General features: G+C 40.1%; 14 protein-coding genes. 5 read left to right on the forward strand and 9 right to left on the reverse strand.

What is annotated here, in order from left to right; genetic code table 11:
- Positions 1-34: 34 nt before the first annotated feature.
- On the reverse strand, positions 35-1,087 hold the full coding sequence (locus Q0976_RS15315; protein WP_299494743.1) for an NAD-dependent epimerase/dehydratase family protein: 1,053 nt from the start codon (positions 1,085-1,087) through the stop codon (positions 35-37).
- A gap of 194 nt (positions 1,088-1,281) precedes the next feature.
- On the opposite strand from Q0976_RS15315, the gene Q0976_RS15320 reads away from it, so the two are divergent.
- From Q0976_RS15320 to Q0976_RS15330, 3 genes are all read left to right on the forward strand, one after another.
- The gene (locus Q0976_RS15320; RefSeq protein ID WP_299494744.1) at positions 1,282-1,701 is read left to right on the forward strand and encodes a thioesterase family protein; all 420 of its coding nucleotides are present in this window, start codon (positions 1,282-1,284) and stop codon (positions 1,699-1,701) included.
- A 75-nt stretch (positions 1,702-1,776) separates the two neighbouring features.
- Complete coding sequence (locus tag Q0976_RS15325) at positions 1,777-2,049, forward strand: acylphosphatase (RefSeq protein ID WP_299494745.1); 273 nt, start codon at positions 1,777-1,779, stop codon at positions 2,047-2,049.
- A gap of 335 nt (positions 2,050-2,384) precedes the next feature.
- Entirely contained in the window at positions 2,385-2,957 is a 573-nt protein-coding gene (locus tag Q0976_RS15330) for a superoxide dismutase family protein (protein ID WP_299494746.1), read from the forward strand.
- Positions 2,958-3,417: 460 nt separating this feature from the next.
- Here the strand turns inward: Q0976_RS15330 and Q0976_RS15335 are convergent, their stop codons facing one another.
- From Q0976_RS15335 to Q0976_RS15350, 4 genes are all read right to left on the reverse strand, one after another.
- Complete coding sequence (locus tag Q0976_RS15335; RefSeq protein ID WP_299494747.1) at positions 3,418-4,521, reverse strand: DUF4157 domain-containing protein; 1,104 nt, start codon at positions 4,519-4,521, stop codon at positions 3,418-3,420.
- Between the two features lie 389 nt (positions 4,522-4,910).
- Positions 4,911-6,515 (reverse strand): S8 family serine peptidase, encoded by a 1,605-nt coding sequence (locus tag Q0976_RS15340; protein WP_299494748.1) that lies wholly within the window; start codon positions 6,513-6,515, stop codon positions 4,911-4,913.
- 333 nt (positions 6,516-6,848) lie between these two features.
- Positions 6,849-7,556 carry an RHS repeat-associated core domain-containing protein gene (locus Q0976_RS15345; protein WP_299494749.1) on the reverse strand — a complete coding sequence of 236 codons (708 nt, stop codon included), beginning with the start codon at positions 7,554-7,556 and terminating at the stop codon, positions 6,849-6,851.
- 245 nt (positions 7,557-7,801) lie between these two features.
- Complete coding sequence (locus tag Q0976_RS15350) at positions 7,802-8,254, reverse strand: hypothetical protein (RefSeq protein WP_299494750.1); 453 nt, start codon at positions 8,252-8,254, stop codon at positions 7,802-7,804.
- A 322-nt stretch (positions 8,255-8,576) separates the two neighbouring features.
- Here Q0976_RS15350 and Q0976_RS15355 point away from each other — a divergent pair, with 322 nt between their 5' ends.
- Positions 8,577-9,125 (forward strand): hypothetical protein, encoded by a 549-nt coding sequence (locus Q0976_RS15355; protein ID WP_299494751.1) that lies wholly within the window; start codon positions 8,577-8,579, stop codon positions 9,123-9,125.
- Positions 9,126-9,222: 97 nt separating this feature from the next.
- Here the strand turns inward: Q0976_RS15355 and Q0976_RS15360 are convergent, their stop codons facing one another.
- Positions 9,223-9,447, reverse strand: coding sequence for a helix-turn-helix transcriptional regulator (locus Q0976_RS15360; RefSeq protein WP_299494752.1), 225 nt, complete (start codon positions 9,445-9,447; stop codon positions 9,223-9,225).
- Between the two features lie 26 nt (positions 9,448-9,473).
- Positions 9,474-10,061: a DUF2975 domain-containing protein gene (locus Q0976_RS15365; RefSeq protein WP_299494753.1), complete on the reverse strand. Its 588-nt coding sequence runs from the start codon at positions 10,059-10,061 to the stop codon at positions 9,474-9,476.
- A gap of 165 nt (positions 10,062-10,226) precedes the next feature.
- Here Q0976_RS15365 and Q0976_RS15370 point away from each other — a divergent pair, with 165 nt between their 5' ends.
- Positions 10,227-12,296: a S9 family peptidase gene (locus Q0976_RS15370; RefSeq protein ID WP_299494754.1), complete on the forward strand. Its 2,070-nt coding sequence runs from the start codon at positions 10,227-10,229 to the stop codon at positions 12,294-12,296.
- Between the two features lie 92 nt (positions 12,297-12,388).
- On the opposite strand, the gene Q0976_RS15375 is transcribed toward Q0976_RS15370, so the two are convergent.
- Together Q0976_RS15375 and Q0976_RS15380 are read right to left on the reverse strand one after the other, a co-directional pair.
- Positions 12,389-13,648 carry a hypothetical protein gene (locus tag Q0976_RS15375; RefSeq protein WP_299494823.1) on the reverse strand — a complete coding sequence of 420 codons (1,260 nt, stop codon included), beginning with the start codon at positions 13,646-13,648 and terminating at the stop codon, positions 12,389-12,391.
- Positions 13,649-14,428: 780 nt separating this feature from the next.
- A complete protein-coding gene (locus tag Q0976_RS15380) occupies positions 14,429-16,990 on the reverse strand; it encodes a PBP1A family penicillin-binding protein (RefSeq protein ID WP_299494755.1) in 2,562 nt (853 codons plus the stop codon).
- Positions 16,991-17,641: the final 651 nt, after the last annotated feature.

The following is a 17,641-nucleotide window of genomic DNA, read 5'->3' on the forward strand; positions in this document are numbered from 1 at the left end:
AGTATATACAAGATCCCCTCAGAACCGTGAAAATTTATAATACTTTATGGTCGAGTAATTGCTGAAAGAAATCTTCCATGGTCTGCTGTAACGGTCGATAATGCATGTTTAAATCTCGTTTGCTTTTATTGTTATCGCCATTCCAAGGAACATTGACGTTACGTGCTATCATTTTACGAGAGAGTGCTTTATTAGCTAATGGGCCAATGAGCCACAGCAGCCATTTAGGTAGCGGTTTACGGGGTAGGGGATATTGATTTCCGTATTTAGGGATTAACGTCTGGGCTAAATCGAATAAAGTGGTGTTATGGCCTGAAATAATATAGCGACCTGTTGCGTTAGCCATAAAAGCGGCTTTAATATGTGCATCTGCCAAATCTCGAACATCCACGACGCCGAGCCCCCATTTAGGGGCTCCCATTTTCATTGTGCCATCACCCATTTGGCGAATGGTATTGAAACTCTCAGACTGTAAATGAAGTTTCAGTCCTGGGCCAAAGACAGCTGAAGGGTTAAGTACAATGAGTTTCCATCGAGATTGATTTCTATAGATGTTCCATGCCGCTTTTTCTGCTAACGTTTTGGAAAAAGAATAAGCTTGATGATGAAGTGACGAGGTTTGGTTCCAGTCGCTTTCAGTAAAAATATCTTGGGGTGATTGTTTTATATCAGCGTTATCGCCAGCAATGGCAACACAGCTGCTGGTTAAGATAATTCGTTTAACGGATGTGATTTGATTGGCGCTGTGTAATATATTTTTTGTCCCTTCCAAGGCGGGTTCAATGAGATCTTTTGAGGGATTTTTCGTATTCATAATGAAAGGTGAAGCCGTATGGATGACAATTTCACATCCTTGCATCGCGGCGGTATAAGAACCTTCTTGCAGTAAGTTTGCTTCAAAAAATTTAATGTCCCCCTCACTTTTTTCAGCTAATGCTATTAAATCATTTAATTTTTTACTATTTTGAGTATTTCGAATGGGTGCGTGAACTGTGATCCCTTCTTCGAGTAGCCGCTTGACTAATACACCTGCCACGTAACCCGTTGCCCCTGTGACCATGACTGGGTTTTGTTTATTAATCTTCATCGCTATATTACCCTAAAGTGTTATTTGATAGGGTGAAGTTTATGTCGTGTTTTAATGAAGCGCATTCGCAAACGATGACAGTCGATGTGCAAAGCCCGCCAATTTTCAGTTATCGATGGCACGATTAAGTTAAAGCTGTGCGAAATGCACTTTCTTGTTAAGATCAGGCATTATGTAATTCTAATAGCGAGTGAATGATGTTGGTTAAAAAAAGTATTTGGCATGCTCAGGTGAGAGATTATGAGCTAGATAGCCAAGGAATCGTGAATAATGCGAATTACTTGCATTATTTTGAGCATGCTCGGCATCAAGCGCTAGCACAGGATTTAGGGATTACCTTTATTCATTATCAGCAGCAAGGTATTGATTTTGTTATGTCTGAAGTCAATATAAAGTATGCGGCGTCATTGTACTCTGAGGATAATTTCCGTCTTGAAACCATTTTTACTGTTCAGGGACGACTTAGGATCATAGCTGAACAACAGATTTTCATTGATGAAAAGTTAATTGCTTCTGCAAAAACGACCGTCGTTTGCTTTGACAGAAAAAAGGGTAAGCCTGTAATGCCAAAAGAAGTCTTGAATGCAATTATTGGGTTGCAGCTTGCTAGCTGAAAACTTTTAGACTTTAGTGTGCAATATGACCAGTTTTCTTTGAGAAAAGCATATTGACATTTTTAGGAGGTGAGAATGCTGGTACGAACGTTAAAAGCGATTGTGTGGGGTCGAGTGCAAGGCGTCTTTTACCGTGCTTCGACAAAAGAGGCTGCAATTGCGCTGAGGCTTAATGGCTATGCTAAAAATCTTATAAATGGTGACGTTGAAGTCGAAGTTACCGGGCAAGAGCCGCAATTAATGGCGTTAATTGAATACTTAAAGCAAGGCCCTGTACAAGCTCAAGTGAAAAGCGTGACTTGGGAGTATATTGAAACGGTACATTTTGAGGGGTTTCGCATCAAATAAGCGCGTTTCACGGGCAACAGAGATAAGGTTTTTGTTTAACGCTTTATGCCTGTTGCTAAGAGTAGGGGAGGAGTGAGAGTTAGGAGTGGGAGAGTTGTTCGTATCATTAAATGAATTGTTTTCTATTTTATGATTAACCTTTATTTATCTTAGTTTTGTCTATTTAACCTAACTCTTTATTTAATTTGAAATAAATGGCCACTACTTTTGTGAACATTTGTAAAGAGTGCTACAGGCCTTTGCGCTATATAATCGATTAAGTCATTCTGCACCTTTCTTAAATTGAGTGTGATCCATTCATTTTTTAATTTAATGACAAGTATTAGGAGATGTTTATGACTAAGCGACCTTTAACTGCTTTACTGGGCGCAATAATGAGTGTGGGATTGGTGTCAACCAGCATGGCAAGTAGTATGTCAGCGGTGAACACTCATGAGGCGGTATCGGCTGATATTCGCCCACTAAATCAACAAACCGAAAAAATTATGATGAGTACGGTAACTAGCGATATGACAGCCCATTCAGTAGGCTATATCACTGCAAAAGATACCCCAGAAGGTTTGTTACTTACTCCACATCTAGTTGGCATCCCAACTGGGTTTCATGGATTTCATGTACATACACAGCCCAGCTGTGCCGATAATGGACATGCCGCTGGTGGGCATTTAGATCCACAAAAAACAAACGTTCATTTAGGGCCCTATGGTAATGGGCATTTAGGGGATCTCCCTGTATTGTATGCAAATCAGCAAGATCAAATTAGTGGATCTGTTATTGCCCCTAAATTGACATTAGCTAAGTTAAAAGGTCACTCGTTGATGATCCATTTAGGTGGAGATAATTACTCAGATAATCCAGCTAAACTTGGCGGTGGTGGGACACGCTTTGCTTGTGGTGTGATTAAATAACCTGAACCCAGATTAAGCTGCGCCGTTCAATATCGCTATTTTGGCCCCTATCTGTGTTGTGCTTTCTACTCATAGTGGGCTATTAGGCATAACCTTCGCCTTGATATCGATAAAAATATTGGTATTTAGCAAAAGTGTGGATAAAACCAAATTAAGCCTCTAATCAACCCAAGCATCAAAGTGATGCTTATTCTTAATTTATAGCGCGCTAAATATTAACATGCACCTTGAAGTATTACGGGCATAAAAGGTGAGTTTCAACTGAGTACTGAAGTCGTTATGTGTCCAATTATTATGGAAAATAGGCAGTTTTAAAGGTAATCATCTGTTCTGCTTAGATTGCCATAATAACCGACCCACTTAATCAATCAGCTCATATCAATTGAACTTAAAGACGTTTTCAATCGCTTTTAGGTTTTGTTATGAGTTTCATTAAAGTGTCGCTATTTCTGCATTAGGATTATTGTTTTTTTAACTTTGTCAAATCCGATGGTTTCCCCATATTCACTTTTCCAGATGTATAGATATGTTTTCCACCATCATGAACTTTCATTTCTACTGCAGTCACTACTGTATTTAAAGCATTGCGCACATTTGCTATTGGTGCCCTATTAACATCTATCTTTTCTGCAGTCTGTAACCATTTTGGATTATAGCTAGGTGATTTTCCGCTTCCTCCAAGAATTGTCGTCCCCCAAGGTTTGTCAGTTGTGTTCACATTTACCTCATAAGTTCCATCAGGTACATTGATATTGTTTACTGCTCTTTGTGCATTTTGCTCAATATTTGTCCAAGCATTCTCTCGTGCGTTATTCCATAATGTCAATCTTCCTGTATCGTTTCCTCCATCCCACGCAGCTTTTATTAAATGCCCCCATATGAATCCATTGTTGGGGTCTAATAAGTTTTTACTCGTATTGTCAACGGGTGAAACCCTTACTCTCGTGTTATTAATGGTAGCTGGTGTAACTGACACTCCTCTTGTCTGCCAACTTCCATGTAATTTTTCTATTTCGCCTTTGATTGCCTTGAGCTGAATGGCTTCAGGACGATTATCGGCAACCCCAAAACCGGACTTGACACGACTTTTATTCTCTTTAGGCTGCATTTGTAGTGCTTGAGCGCCCATGACATCCGCCTCTTTTTCAAGTTCGGCATTGTCATTAATTGCCATACCGCCAACTGTGTTGGTGGGTTTGACTCGCCCTTGAGCTTGCTGCACAACATGAGCCAGTTCATGAGGCAAATGTTTCTCTTGACCAGCGCCTAAATGAATTTCACTTCCTTGTGCATACGCATGAGCTTGAAATATGGCTGGTTTCGATGAGTTATAATGGACTTTGACATGATCCAGGCTCATGCCTGATAAGTGCTCCATACCGTTTTTTAAATGATCAGGTAAATCTGTATTTTTCGGCTTCAATTGTAAATGAGCAATATTGTGCCCCGGCCCTTTAGAGACCTTTTGCCTAATCGTTGTTGAAGGTTTTTGCTCAGTTAATTGATGTATTACTGAGTCTTGGTACACTTGTGTATTCTTAGTTTTCGTTTGATAAGTTGGCATTGTCTCTCCTTTCTTTTTATTTCTCATTATGTACTTTTTTATTAAGATTAAGCCTAGTCGATTTGTCGCTTTAAAGAAAAAAAGAAGAAAAAGAAGAAAAAGAAAGAATATTGAATAGGCGAGTGATAAGTATTAATAGAGAATAGCTAAGAATACCCTATAAAAACAACTGTGGGTTGCTTGATTCGTATTTGGGTTGTAATGATTTTATTCAACTCATTATCAACCCAATAGTAAACCCATGTGATAAACGCTGCCAATGGCATACCTTATATACACTTCCTTATGGCTTAGATACCCAATAAGTAAGAGCGGATCACGTTTTCTTTAAGGTCATTTAAAAGTCGAGCATAAGGTTAATATATTAACCCTATGCTCCTATCACCCTATTAATCCTGAGGTTGTTTATAAATTTGCCCAGCTACCCCTTCATACTTCCAGCTTCCGGTGCCTGATCCCAGCTCACTCCAGTTAGTAGTATAATGATGATCTGAAACACTGCTATTCCAATAACGATAAATATTGGTTGTTTGACTTGATTTTGCAGGTAAATAGCCTGCGATTCCCTCTTTTTTCCAGTTCGCCGTGCCGTCACCTAACTCATTATAATTCGTAGTATAAAAATGATCGATACCGCGACTATTGTAATATCGATACAAAGGCTGACCTTTGCTGCTCCACCTTTCAACATAACCAAGGATGCCTTCATACACCCAGCCACTTTGAGGTGCCGACTGTAGTTCAGACCAATTTGCAGTAAAGAAATGATCCTTCCCATTAGTATTATAATAACGATGCATAATCCCATAACGATTATTCGTCGCTAATGAATAAGCAAGTAAATTAGGTGTATCAGAGGTCTTTCTGTCCGTTACTTTACCGAAGGTTGGCTTTCGCATAATCGCGTTAATTACACTTTTTGCACTGGCTGTCCTTGCCCCTTGTAAATATAAAGCCGCAATACCAGCCACATGAGGAGCAGCCATAGAAGTACCATTGGAATTACGAAAACTGGTATCTGATACATGTGAAGCTGATCTTATATTTTCTCCTGGTGCCCACACATCAACGCATTGTCCATAATTAGAAAAACCACTTCTTCTGTCATTTGAATCGATAGCCCCAACTGTTAATGCTTCCTTCGCTCTGGCTGGACTCTTATTACACGCATCACTGGAATCATTTCCTGCAGCTGTAATAACAGTAAAACCAGCATCAACAGCATTTTTCACCGCTGTATCCACTGAATTCATAGCCGGACCACCCGCACTGATATTAATGACTGCAGGCTTTTGTCCATTGGCCACCACCCAATCAATCCCTTTTGCCATATTAGACATAGAACCGCTACCATTACAATCGAGTATCCTCACTGAGAAAATATTTGCCTGTTTAGCCACTCCCGATAGCTGACCCGCTATCGTTGCCGCCACATGGGTACCGTGTCCATTACAATCTCCATTGATATTATTGGTATTATTAATAATATCCCTGCCATCTTTTGCTCTGGTACCAAACTCATTATGAGAATCTCTGACCCCAGTGTCCAGAACATATACATTTACTCCTGTGCCATTTCGATCATAAGTGTATTCTCCATTTAAGGTTTTATTACGTTGATCGATTCTGTCCAAGCCCCAAGGAGGATTAATCTGTCGCTCAAGTGTTGAAGCACGTGAGGTTTGATCTTGTTCTATATAATCAACATTGGCGTTGGCACTTAATTTATAAATATCCTCAATACTGCCTTTTACAACAAAACCATTCAATGCATGATTAAATACGGAACGAAGTTCCAGATCAGTGAAACGGATTAATTCATTGGCCTGAAGCTTGTTATTTAATAAATATCCTTTAGAACTGACAGTTGATTTCAATACCACAATAAAATGTTCAGATGGGTTTATTGGAGAATAAAACACATTGGAAACCTTAGCAAAAACTGGCAAGGTTAAAATAAAACACAAACTGCTAAATAAAATCCTTTTCATCATTTATTCCTTGTAAAAATTAAAACACTCAATTTAATAAAAGAGATAACCTAAATGCGAAATAATAAATGTCGCAATTTATTCCGATTTAGATGGTATGATACAGAGACAACTCAATATAACAATTCATCTTTTCTATTAGTAAATTAGATTATTACTCATTAGCCCTTTTTATCATGAAGAGCTTATAAAGAGTTCCGCCACTGTTTTTTGTTATAAAATAGGAGAGACAGTGCACCGAGTGCGGCGCCTGTTTCTTTTCAAGAATGGCTGTACGCCCAAAATCAAAGCTAACCCCTTGCTCACCCATGCCATCGAGAGTCTTCAACTCGTTTATCAATCGTTGCATACTGATATAAAGTGCGGTGCAAAAGCTTGGCTCACACCTGCAGCGAGAAAGGCACTGCCAAAATTACCGCCTTGAGCGGCTGCCATAACCCCACCAGCAAAGCCATGAGTGATGGTTTTTGCTGCTCGAGCTCCCATGGTAAGAATAGGCTTACCATTTTCTGATACGTATTTTCCGCCCTCTGTCATATAGCAATTAGCGCAGTTTTGAATAGTAAAGGCTTCACCTATACCATAAAATACTGCCGACATCGCTCCTGTGATAGCGCCTGATGTCAAGGCTGCTCGCATACTCCCAGTGCGATAATAGGTTAAGTTGGCTGACGCTAATGCCGTAAACCCAATACTACAAGGGCCACAAAATGCTGTGGTGACAACACCAACGGCGGCAATAGTCACCGAGGTTAAGGTTTGGCTGTTGGCGATGAGTTCATGGGATTTGTGGGAAACATACGCGCCTTCAATGCCTGCGAGTCCAAAACCTGCCGCTTTCGTTAATGCTTTAAAAAAGTACCCGCTCGGATCGGTATACGTCAGCGGATTATTCAATACATACGAATAGCGATTGTAATTTTGCAGGTTCTTTGGCGCTTGACTCTGGTTTAACAAGAAGAGGGGATCGGCTTGCAGGAAACGGTCCAAGATTGTGATAAGGCTCGGGTCGTAAATACGGCCGCCCATTTGCTTTAACCTCATTGATCCAACAAAAAGTGTGGATAAAATCAAACTAACCCCCTCTCATAAGTCCAACCCACAAAGTGGTGAAATTCACTCACTATTGGACCTACAGTATGGAGTGAAAGTTGCACGCTGGGTTCTTAGAGGGGCGGCACTTAGTGACAAGTGTCGCCTACTTGGCAATGGGGGCCAATGCCATGAATTATGCCTGTTTCAGTTTTCGCTCTTGCTTCCTGTGACACTTCTCGCTATAAATTTTCTGATTATTCTACTGAGGATACAATAGGTTTTATATCATCATTATCATCTTCAACGCTTCCATCATCATCATATTGCCAAGCATCAATTGCGGCTTGAATTTCTCTTCTATCAGCCATCATGTCATCAAAGTTTTCTTGATATTCTGAATCAACACCAATATTCACCGCTGTAGTAGTATAATGAGAAATTGTTTTATTTGATTCGCCTTTAGTATCATTGTTGATAGAAGTTGATCCAGAGAGTACTTTGGTAACGTCAAATTTTTCAACTTTTTCTTCTTCTATATTAATAACATATACTATTACTGTTTCATCTAAAACTGCTTGTGCTTTAGCAGTTGTTTCCATCGAAGTTGAATAAATGCAGTTTTCACATACAACAGTCAATGGCTCTTCATTTGCCATAGCTGGAGATGTTACGGCAAAAAGATATAGTGCTAATATTTTTCTAAACATTACTAACCTTTAATTTTAATTTTTTATTGTTAAATATAATAATTTAGTTTCAATTGTGTGCAAAAACTAACATATGTAAAAAATAAGTTTAAACTAATTTGCTTTTGTTAATTTGTCATGTTTGTTATGAATTATATGGCTGATTAGTTGATAATTTCACATTAGTCGTTATTTTGGATAATTATTCTTTTATTCACATAATATTCATATGAAATAAACAAAAAGTGCTCTTTGGATTTTCTCAAATTAAATGCAAATATAAATTTATTATGATTGCAAGGAGCGCCAATATCATACTGCAGGTTGCCTGTCTTGGTTGATCATGGGGGCGGCGGCCTGGGCCTATCGGCGTCAGGGCTATCGCCTGCCAGCGGCCAATTTGTCTTATATTATCGACTGGGTGGTGTACGGTGAGTTTGACAAACATGTGTCGACTTACCATCAGGATCATCATTTGACTATAAGCTGGCAATTACGCATTAAAGGCCATCCTGTAGCCAGTGAAGCCGATATTATCAATGCGGTTGAAGCCTATTTGTGTGGTGAATATGAAGGACATCTCGGCCAGAGTCACAACGATCCTGTCATTCCGCCCTTTGATCGCCAGAATTTTAGTTATAGCATGAGTGGCACTGATGAAATCGATCAATTAGCTTGGCTCAAGCATCAAAAAGATCCTCATTTTTCCTCAACTGATGTACCGTTAACCTCGCGGGAGCTGGTATTAAGTTGCGATCAAGTTCGAGTGCAATACTTAGAGCGTTGGTGGCCGAGAATGTATGATACCCTCGGTGGTGTTTTATTTCGTGCCAATCAGCGGCGTATACCACGACCCGAGATCCATTTGGATTACGTTATTCATTGGGATTAACTGGTTTTATTTAATATCACAATTGATAGTTAATACCAAAAAGGACGCTTTGATGCGTCCTTTTTGGTGTGACTTGAATGTGTGAGTGTCGTTTGTGCTACTTTTCTATTTCTATGCTATTGCCCTTAAATTCGAGAATATCGCCGGGTTGGCAGTCTAAATATTGGCAGATAGTGGCCAAGGTTTCGAAACGCACCCCTTTGACTTTACCCCTTTTAAGTAAAGATAGGTTCGCTTCGGTGATCCCAATGGCTTTGGCTAGCTCTTTGGAGCTGACTTTTCGAATTGCCATCATGACGTCTAAATTAACAATGATTTCCATGGTGCGTGATAAACCTGATTGGTTCGTTAAATAAATGCCTTGTTTTCGGCTTCGATGTCTTTAGCAGCCTTTAATAAATAAGCAATCACAAGCAAGAGTAAGAGTGTGGTGATGCTGTCAAAGCTGATTTCCAATTGAAGTGGAAAGTGGCCTGTTAAGTGTAATGGGCTTTGTTGCTCAAGCACAGAATAATAATGGTGGATCATTAATGGTTGAATAAATTTATAGACGAAACTCACTATTTTTATCCAAATTAACCACAAATAACAGTTCATGGTCTGGCTACTGAAAAATTGGCCTTGTTGAAAATAGCCCAGTAATTTTTGCATCCAGAATACCCCTAATACCAGAGCAAAAAAGAGAGGGAATTGTATGGTGAATAAGATGCCACGATTAGCCCCTTCATGGAACCAGAGAGCATGAAATAGGGGGTTACCGCCTAAGCGCAATTCATCACTGTCAATATAGCTATAGCCTAAAAAGGCAACAATGACAGCCATTGCTAATATCACTAAAACTCGAAATACGCCACTGATTTTCATCAGCTTTTTCATGTTGTTATTAGTTTTTATACTACTGTTTTTATTATGTTTATTATCAGTATTAGTCTTCATATCTCAATATGCTCTTTTGATGATGCTGTCAATATAGCATGATTTCACATTAGTGTTAATCGATAAATAATTATTGTTTTACAATAATTATTTTCTGCTATATGATGATTTCAAATGTTGTTAAACATAATTGAATGACCGCTGCAATTAAGAGGAATAAAGGAAATGTTGAAAATAAAAATAGGGACGGTAGGGAGATTACTCGGCTTGGGTTTGCTGTGTTTATGGCTAACGGGTTGCGCACAAGATGGCAGATTGAATGAGATGAGTTTACAGCAAGAGGCTGAAGCTGAGCTTATTCCCGTAGAGCATTTTTTTAATGAGCAAGCTGTGAGTGGGCTGAAAGGTTCAAAAGATGGAAAATGGTTGGCTTTTTTTAAAGAATATCAGGGAAGCAGAAATATTTATTTAATGGCGGTGGGTGAGCGTCAAGAAACGGCTGTTCCGGTGACTCAATCAAAAGATCCCATCAAGGCATTTTATTGGTCAACACAAGAAAATACGCTGTTTTTTGTCAAAGATACTGAGGGCAATGAGAATACTCAGCTGTATCAATTAACCTTTGATGAGGATAACTCGCAACGACAAGGAATCTTATCCAACATCAGCATGAAAGCACTAACGGACAATGATCAAGTAACTTACGAGTATATCGGGCAAGTGAAAGATAAGCCTGATACCTTAGTGGTGATGGCCAATCAGGATAATGTTGAGCGCTCTGATCTGTATCATTTGAATGTAAATACAACGAATATCAGTCCTGTTTTCATCAATAAGGATGGATTAATTGAGGTAAAAGTGAGCAGTCAGGGGTTACCTCTTGTGGGAGTTGGCAATAATCCAAATAATACGTCAACACTGTATATTCAATCAAAAAATGCTTGGAAGGCATTATTGACCACTCAATTTGGTGAGCAGCTTGAGTTATATGGCCTGGATGAAAAGCAAGGGCTGGCGTATATCGGTGCCAACATTGATGGTCGAGATAAGATGCAGCTTATTCGTGTTGCGCTTAAAACGGGGAAGCTGACCACGCTACATCAAGATCCTTTAAATGAGTCAGATGTTTATGATGTGACATTTAATGAAAATGGCGTGCCTGTGGCTGTGTCTTATTATGGGGGGCGTTTGCGCACTTACCCATTAACTGAGCAATTTGCCCATCATTGGGCAAAGGTTAATACGCATTTTAAGGAAGATGTTGAAATAAGCATTCATTCTTTGGATGAAACCACTGGCCTTTGGCAATTGAATGTGGGCAGTGATGTGGATATGGGCAGTGAATACCGCTATAACGCTAAGACTGAAACCGTGAGTGTGTTATTAGCAACCCAGCCCGCCATCGCTCCTGAGCGGCTTTCTCATCGACAATCTATTACTTATCAAGCTCGTGATGGCGTGACTATTCAAGCTTATTTGACCTTACCCAAAGGGAAAACGCAGCACTTACCTACCATTATTTTACCCCATGGTGGCCCTTGGGCACGGGATTACTGGCGCTTATCGTCGGGCTATTTTCATCCGGTTGCACAGCTGCTTGCTAATCGAGGCTATGCGGTGTTGCAACCTAACTTTCGTGCGTCCACCGGTTTTGGTAAGCATTTCTTAAATCTGGGCAATAAGAGCTGGGGCACGGGCGGAATGCAAAATGATCTGACCGATGGTGTACAATTTTTAATTGATGAAGGCATCGCGGATAAGCAACGTGTGGGCATTATGGGGGCGTCATATGGTGGTTATGCGGCGTTAGCGGGGATCACTTTTACGCCTGATGTGTACCGTGCGGCGGTGTCTTATGTGGGGCCGTCTAGCTTAATTACTTTACTTGAGTCCTTTCCTGAGCGTTTTCGTCCTTATCTCGCTCGTTTTTATAATGCGGTAGGGGATCCACTGATTGCAGCGGATAGAAAAGATATGTTGGCCCGCTCTCCCATTGAGTTTGTGGATAAAATTAAAACGCCTTTATTGTTAGTACAAGGGGCGAACGATCCGAGAGTGACCCAGCAAGAGTCGGATAATATTGCCAAGGTGATGTTTAAGCAGTCATTGCCGATGGAATATATTTTAGCGAAAGATGAAGGCCATGGTTTTTTAAAGCGCCAAAATAAACTGGCTTATGTGGTGGCCATGGAGCAATTTTTTGCAAAACATTTAGGTGGGCGAGCCGATAGCAATGGACCTTCGGTTATCAGTGCGCATTTAGATACTCTGAAAGTGGACGTGAGTCGTTTGTAACTTGTTCTTATCCTGTATTGGTGAGTAAAAAGGACGCTAACATGCGTCCTTTTTATTGGAATTATTCCTGTTGTTTACTGACAAATAGCGAATCACAAAAAGGCTAACAAGGGCGAGATACACAACAAAATTCCTATCATAATAATAAACCCAGTGGCTGGGCCTTTGTATTTTGCTAGCGCTGGCATTTTATAAACCAAATAGGCCGGAATGAGACAACCCACGAGACCAAAAATAGGGCTGGAAATAGAGGTGAGCGATAAAATTGGCGCATTTAAGGTAATAATGCCCCAAGCAAACAAAATAATGAATACAGTAATAGCATGATTGACTTTCTTACTGTTAATTTGCTCAGCTTGATAGCGGCGAAGTAGCAAGTTCATCGCCAGTCCTCGGCAGGCTTCTTGAAAGGCGAGAAACACGCCAAAAAAAGAGGTGACAACAGCAAAAATATTGATCACAACACCAGTAATAGTTGCCCAGCTGCCTGGGTAGTAATGGGCTATAATCGCCAGTGCGGAAATATTTTGCGCTTGTGCCTCGCGCGCTTGCTCGGGACTGATAGCAAGGGTGAAAGATACAGCAAAGAAAAATACGCACACAAAAAGGACAGTAAAGGCGATTTTCATGGCGCGAAAGGCTTTAAAACGCGCGACCTCTATGGATTTTTCATGGGAGCGATAAGAAATCACCATTGGGCTTAATGATTGAATAAACAAAATAGAGGTTAACGTAAAAGGGAGAGTAATAATGGCTTGCTTTATCATTTCACTCCAAGTGCCCATGGCAGGAATATTGGCTAGATCCCAACGAGATATGAGTATAAATCCCATTATGGCGACTAAGGCGAGCACAGTCACAGCCATGAAGCCAGATATTTTAAATAAGAATCGTTCTCCGATAGAGCCAACAAAGGCTAAGGCACAAATTAAAGCTAAACCATAGAAGATATTGTCATTAAGGTAACCTTGGGTTATCCCAAAGGAGTGTAAATAGGATGCACTGTCGTTGGTGACTGTGAGTGAATAGACCAACATCCAAATAACGAGCATGATGAAGTAAAGCACGCCTAATGCCACACCCCAATTTTTACCTAAATAACCGCTGATAACCCCTGGATAATCGGTACATTCTTTGGATTCGGCTAAGGTATTAATAAACAGCTTTTGAAATAGGTACATCCCAGGATAGCCAATGATGGCGGAGAAAAGGAAAACCCATAATCCGATCACGCCCACTTGTACAGGTAAAAAGACAATACCTGCGCCAATGGCCATGCCGATACTCATGACAATCCAACCGATATCGACACTGTCAAAACGCGTCGCTTGTTTCCATTGGCTTAATGTCATGTTCGCGACTTCGTGGGGGGCAAGTTGGGTCAATTGACTCGTGTGTTGAAGGGCTGCGTCAGTGGTATTCATTATGATAAAATTCCATTTTTATTTTGTGTATTGCCTGTGTGGCTGTTCAAGCGAAAATCAAGCTGTAGACCTGATAAATAACGGGTGTTCATGTTTTGCTCATTGAATCGAGAAATGGACTTAATCTGTTATTATCTAGATTAAATGCGAGTGGAAATAATATTATTATTTTTTAACTAATATCAAATAGTTATTAATTACTTTTATGTTTTTTCTGTGTTATTTTTTTGTTTTGTATGTGTTTTTTTGAGGTTTTAAAAGGCTGAATACTGAGATGGTAATACTTGATAAAAAGGGAAAAGTGTTAGCGCTAACATCTTGTTTTACTTGTTTGATATGAATGACGGTTTGATAAATTAGATCCACATTACTATGGATTTAATTATTCTATTGTATTGTTTATTAATATCTTTATTTTTTTGTTCTCACATTTCTGCGCTGAGTGATTCATTAGGTTCGTTTTTAATTAGCTTTCAAATACTTGTTGGTATTTTGTTTTGCTGCAGTGTGGAATCGTGATTTTTGATGATCTTAACTGTTGATGTAAACATGAATAAAATATCATCTTGGACTGTCTTTATTTAACATAGCAATTAGTCTAATGGCAGACGTTTGCAGAGGAAATATGAGTTTGAGGTTATTTTGGTGACATGCCGAGGAGGAACCTCAGCATGTTCTTTGACACTCATTATTCCAAGTTCAGGTTAATTATTGAAACAAATCATCGGCTGAGTTATCAATAAAAATACTGCCCTCATCATTTGACTGTGTGGCGTATTCTGTGGGCTCAGTGCCAGCAATAAAGTATTCAAATCGACTGGTATAATCGGTTTTGTGGCTGAGTTTTCCTGTGGCCAAATCAATGCGCACAGAGACAATGCCTGCAGGGGGAGAAGAGGGGATCTCAGGTGTCCCAGCTAAGGCGTCTTTCATGAATGCATTCCATGCTGGCCCTGCGGTTTTAGCACCGGATTCGGCCTGAAATATTTGGGTTTTAGGGCCATTATTATTCCAGCTGGTGCGGCCAAGTTCTTGGCTATGATCATCAAAGCCGACCCAAACTGTTGTCGCAAGAGTTGGATTAAAGCCACTAAACCAAGTATCGCGAGATTCGTTGGTGGTACCGGTTTTACCTGAAATATCGTGGCGCTTCACGTCACGAGATGCGCGCCATGCGGTGCCATTCCAGCCCGTACCTTTACTCCAGTTTCCGCCCCCCCAAATAACACTCTTAAGGGCATCAGAAATTAAAAAGGCTGTTTGATGAGAAATGATTTGCGGAGCAAATTGGGCATTTTCACCGCCACAATGACGGATTCCAGCAGCCGTATCACTGTGTTGATCTTGTGTGGTTTTTGCTGTATCGATACTCGGACTATTTGCTAACAGGTTATCGGTGTCTGTATCTGTGTTGGCTGTATCCTCTGCACTTGGCGTGCAAGCAAGAGTGGGATTCGCTTGTTCAATGATATCACCTGTTGCCGTTTCAATACGCTCGATATAGTAAGGCGTAACGAGATACCCTCCGTTTGCAAAGGTAGAAAAAGCGGTAACCACTTGCAGTGGTGTCACTGATGCTGAGCCCAAAGCTAAGGATTCATTGCGCGGTAAATCAGCAGGGTCAAAGCCAAATTTGGTTAATTCTTTAATGGCTGTATTGAGTCCTGTATAGCGCATGGTGCGTACAGCCATCACATTAATGGATTGTGCAAGTCCTAAACGTAATCGTGTTGGGCCGCCATAGACATCTGGAGAATTTTTAGGACGCCATGCAATGCCTTGTCGCGTATCGGGTTGGTTAATCGGCGCGTTATTAATTAACGTGGCGAGGGTGTAACCTTTTTCTAGTGCAGCAGAATAGATGAAAGGTTTGATATTGGAACCTAACTGACGTTTTGCTTGAGTGACGCGATTGTACTGGCTGCGAAAGAAACTAAAACCACCGACCAAGGCTTTAATAGCACCATCATGTGGTTCAATAGAGACAATAGCACTGGATACCAGTGGGACTTGAGAGAGTTGCCAAATTTGACCATTGTTTCGAATCCAAACTTGCTCACCTATGGCTAAAACATCGGTGGCTGCTTTTGGAGAAGGACCTTGTTTTTTATTGGTGATGAAGCGTCTTGCCCATTTTATGCCGTCCCAGGGGAGACTGATACTTTCTCCTTTGGCGGTCAGTACGGTTGCCGTTTTATCATCAACAGCCATAACGGCAGCGGGTTGCAATCCTTGAAAGGCCGTTGTTTTTTTCAGTTTGGCCGTGATTTCATCAATGCTAGGTGTTGCATCTGTCCATAATATTTTGGTGCGGCCTCGATAACCGTGGCGTTCATCATAAGCATATACATTGTTTCTAAGGGCTTGTTGAGCATCACGTTGTAATTTTGAATCGACAGTGGTGTAAATGTCATAGCCACCGGTATAAGCTTCTTCTTCACCTAATTTAGCGACTAAATAATCTCTTGCCATTTCTGCGACATAAGGTGCATAAAAATCAATTTCTGCGCCATGATAGCTGGCGGTTAATGGTTGCTTGATGGCATCTGTATATTGTTGATCTGATATATAACCCACATCATGCATGCGCATTAGCACAACGTTACGGCGACTCAGTGCACGTGTTCGTGATGTAATGGGGTTCATTGTCGAGGGGGCTTTAGGTAGGCCTGCGATCATTGCCATTTCTGGCAAGGTTAAATCCGCGACATCTTTACCGTAGTAAACTTGTGCTGCAGCTCCGACACCATAAGCTCTTTGGCCAAGGTAAATACGATTGACATAGAGTGCGAGAATTTCATCTTTCGTGAGAAGTTGCTCAATATGAATGGAGATAAAAATTTCTTTGATTTTACGAATAATGGTTTTGTCACGGGTTAAAAAGAAATTACGGGCCACTTGCATAGTGATGGTACTGGCGCCTTGTTTCTTTTGACCTGTGGTGATCATGACTAATGCTGCCCTGACAAGCCCAATAGGATCGATACCTTGATGTTCATAAAAACGACTGTCTTCAGTGGCAATAAAAGCTTGTAATAATGGCTTAGGGATCTCATTCAATTCTAGGGGAATACGTCTTTTTTCACCAAATTGAGAAATGAGTTTACCGTCACTGGTGTAAATCCTCAGTGGTGTTTGAAGTTTAACGGTTTTGAGAGTGTTCACATCAGGAAGATCAGGCAGCACATAATAATAGGCTGCAGTGACTGCGATAATGCCCAATAGAGCCAAGCTAAAAAAAGCAATTGTAAGTCGTTTAAACCACTTCACCGAATAATTCCACCCAGAATAAATAAGCCCAGTAGTATATACCTAAGGTAGTTGAAGATGCCAGTTTCAGCATTGGGTGGGTTAAGCTTGTGTTAATCTATTTTTTGGAGAATGCGCCGCGTCATTAGCATTATTATATTATCGAATGAGAATGAATACTTATTTTTGAAGTTAACTAAATAGCTTTAATATTATATGGTTATCTATGTTATTTGGTTTTTTGTTGAGGCGAGAAGCAACAAAAATCATGTTGACAGAGAGGCATAAGTGTTTTTTATTTTTAAGTTGTATAGAGTCGATTTGAAATTAGTAATTGTAAATATAGAGAATATTTTGTACAAATAGAGTAAGTAAAAGAGGGTGTTTTTTACTTATTTTTATGACAAGAAAAAATACTTATCTTCATCTTAGTGATTGCAAAGTAACTGTTTCACATCAGTCTTAGGCTGAATGATAGTAAGAAGGATAAATATACGGTAAGTGGTGTCGTTTTATAGAGGCTATTTTACCTATTTAAAAGAGTATCCATATGTTGGCTGGATTTTTCTTTTTCAGGCATTTGTCTGATAGTTTGCTTTGATTGTAGTTCGACCTGATTCTCTCCGTTTAAGCCGTCCTGTGTTAATCAGCCCCAGCACTTATTTTTAATAA

The organism is uncultured Shewanella sp. (assembly GCF_947501665.1).
Classification (GTDB): domain Bacteria; phylum Pseudomonadota; class Gammaproteobacteria; order Enterobacterales; family Shewanellaceae; genus Shewanella.

Excerpts from the sequence above, each read along its gene's own strand:
- Q0976_RS15360 (WP_299494752.1), bottom strand. The coding sequence starts at position 9,447 with ATGGAAATCATTGTTAATTTAGACGTCATGATGGCAATTCGAAAAGTC.
- Q0976_RS15340 (WP_299494748.1), bottom strand. The coding sequence starts at position 6,515 with ATGATGAAAAGGATTTTATTTAGCAGTTTGTGTTTTATTTTAACCTTG.
- Q0976_RS15345 (WP_299494749.1), bottom strand. The coding sequence starts at position 7,556 with ATGAGGTTAAAGCAAATGGGCGGCCGTATTTACGACCCGAGCCTTATC.
- Q0976_RS15370 (WP_299494754.1), top strand. The coding sequence starts at position 10,227 with ATGTTGAAAATAAAAATAGGGACGGTAGGGAGATTACTCGGCTTGGGT.
- Q0976_RS15350 (WP_299494750.1), bottom strand. The coding sequence starts at position 8,254 with ATGTTTAGAAAAATATTAGCACTATATCTTTTTGCCGTAACATCTCCA.
- Q0976_RS15325 (WP_299494745.1), top strand. The coding sequence starts at position 1,777 with ATGCTGGTACGAACGTTAAAAGCGATTGTGTGGGGTCGAGTGCAAGGC.
- Q0976_RS15355 (WP_299494751.1), top strand. The coding sequence starts at position 8,577 with ATGGGGGCGGCGGCCTGGGCCTATCGGCGTCAGGGCTATCGCCTGCCA.
- Q0976_RS15320 (WP_299494744.1), top strand. The coding sequence starts at position 1,282 with ATGATGTTGGTTAAAAAAAGTATTTGGCATGCTCAGGTGAGAGATTAT.
- Q0976_RS15375 (WP_299494823.1), bottom strand. The coding sequence starts at position 13,648 with ATGACATTAAGCCAATGGAAACAAGCGACGCGTTTTGACAGTGTCGAT.
- Q0976_RS15315 (WP_299494743.1), bottom strand. The coding sequence starts at position 1,087 with ATGAAGATTAATAAACAAAACCCAGTCATGGTCACAGGGGCAACGGGT.
- Q0976_RS15335 (WP_299494747.1), bottom strand. The coding sequence starts at position 4,521 with ATGCCAACTTATCAAACGAAAACTAAGAATACACAAGTGTACCAAGAC.
- Q0976_RS15330 (WP_299494746.1), top strand. The coding sequence starts at position 2,385 with ATGACTAAGCGACCTTTAACTGCTTTACTGGGCGCAATAATGAGTGTG.
- Q0976_RS15365 (WP_299494753.1), bottom strand. The coding sequence starts at position 10,061 with ATGAAGACTAATACTGATAATAAACATAATAAAAACAGTAGTATAAAA.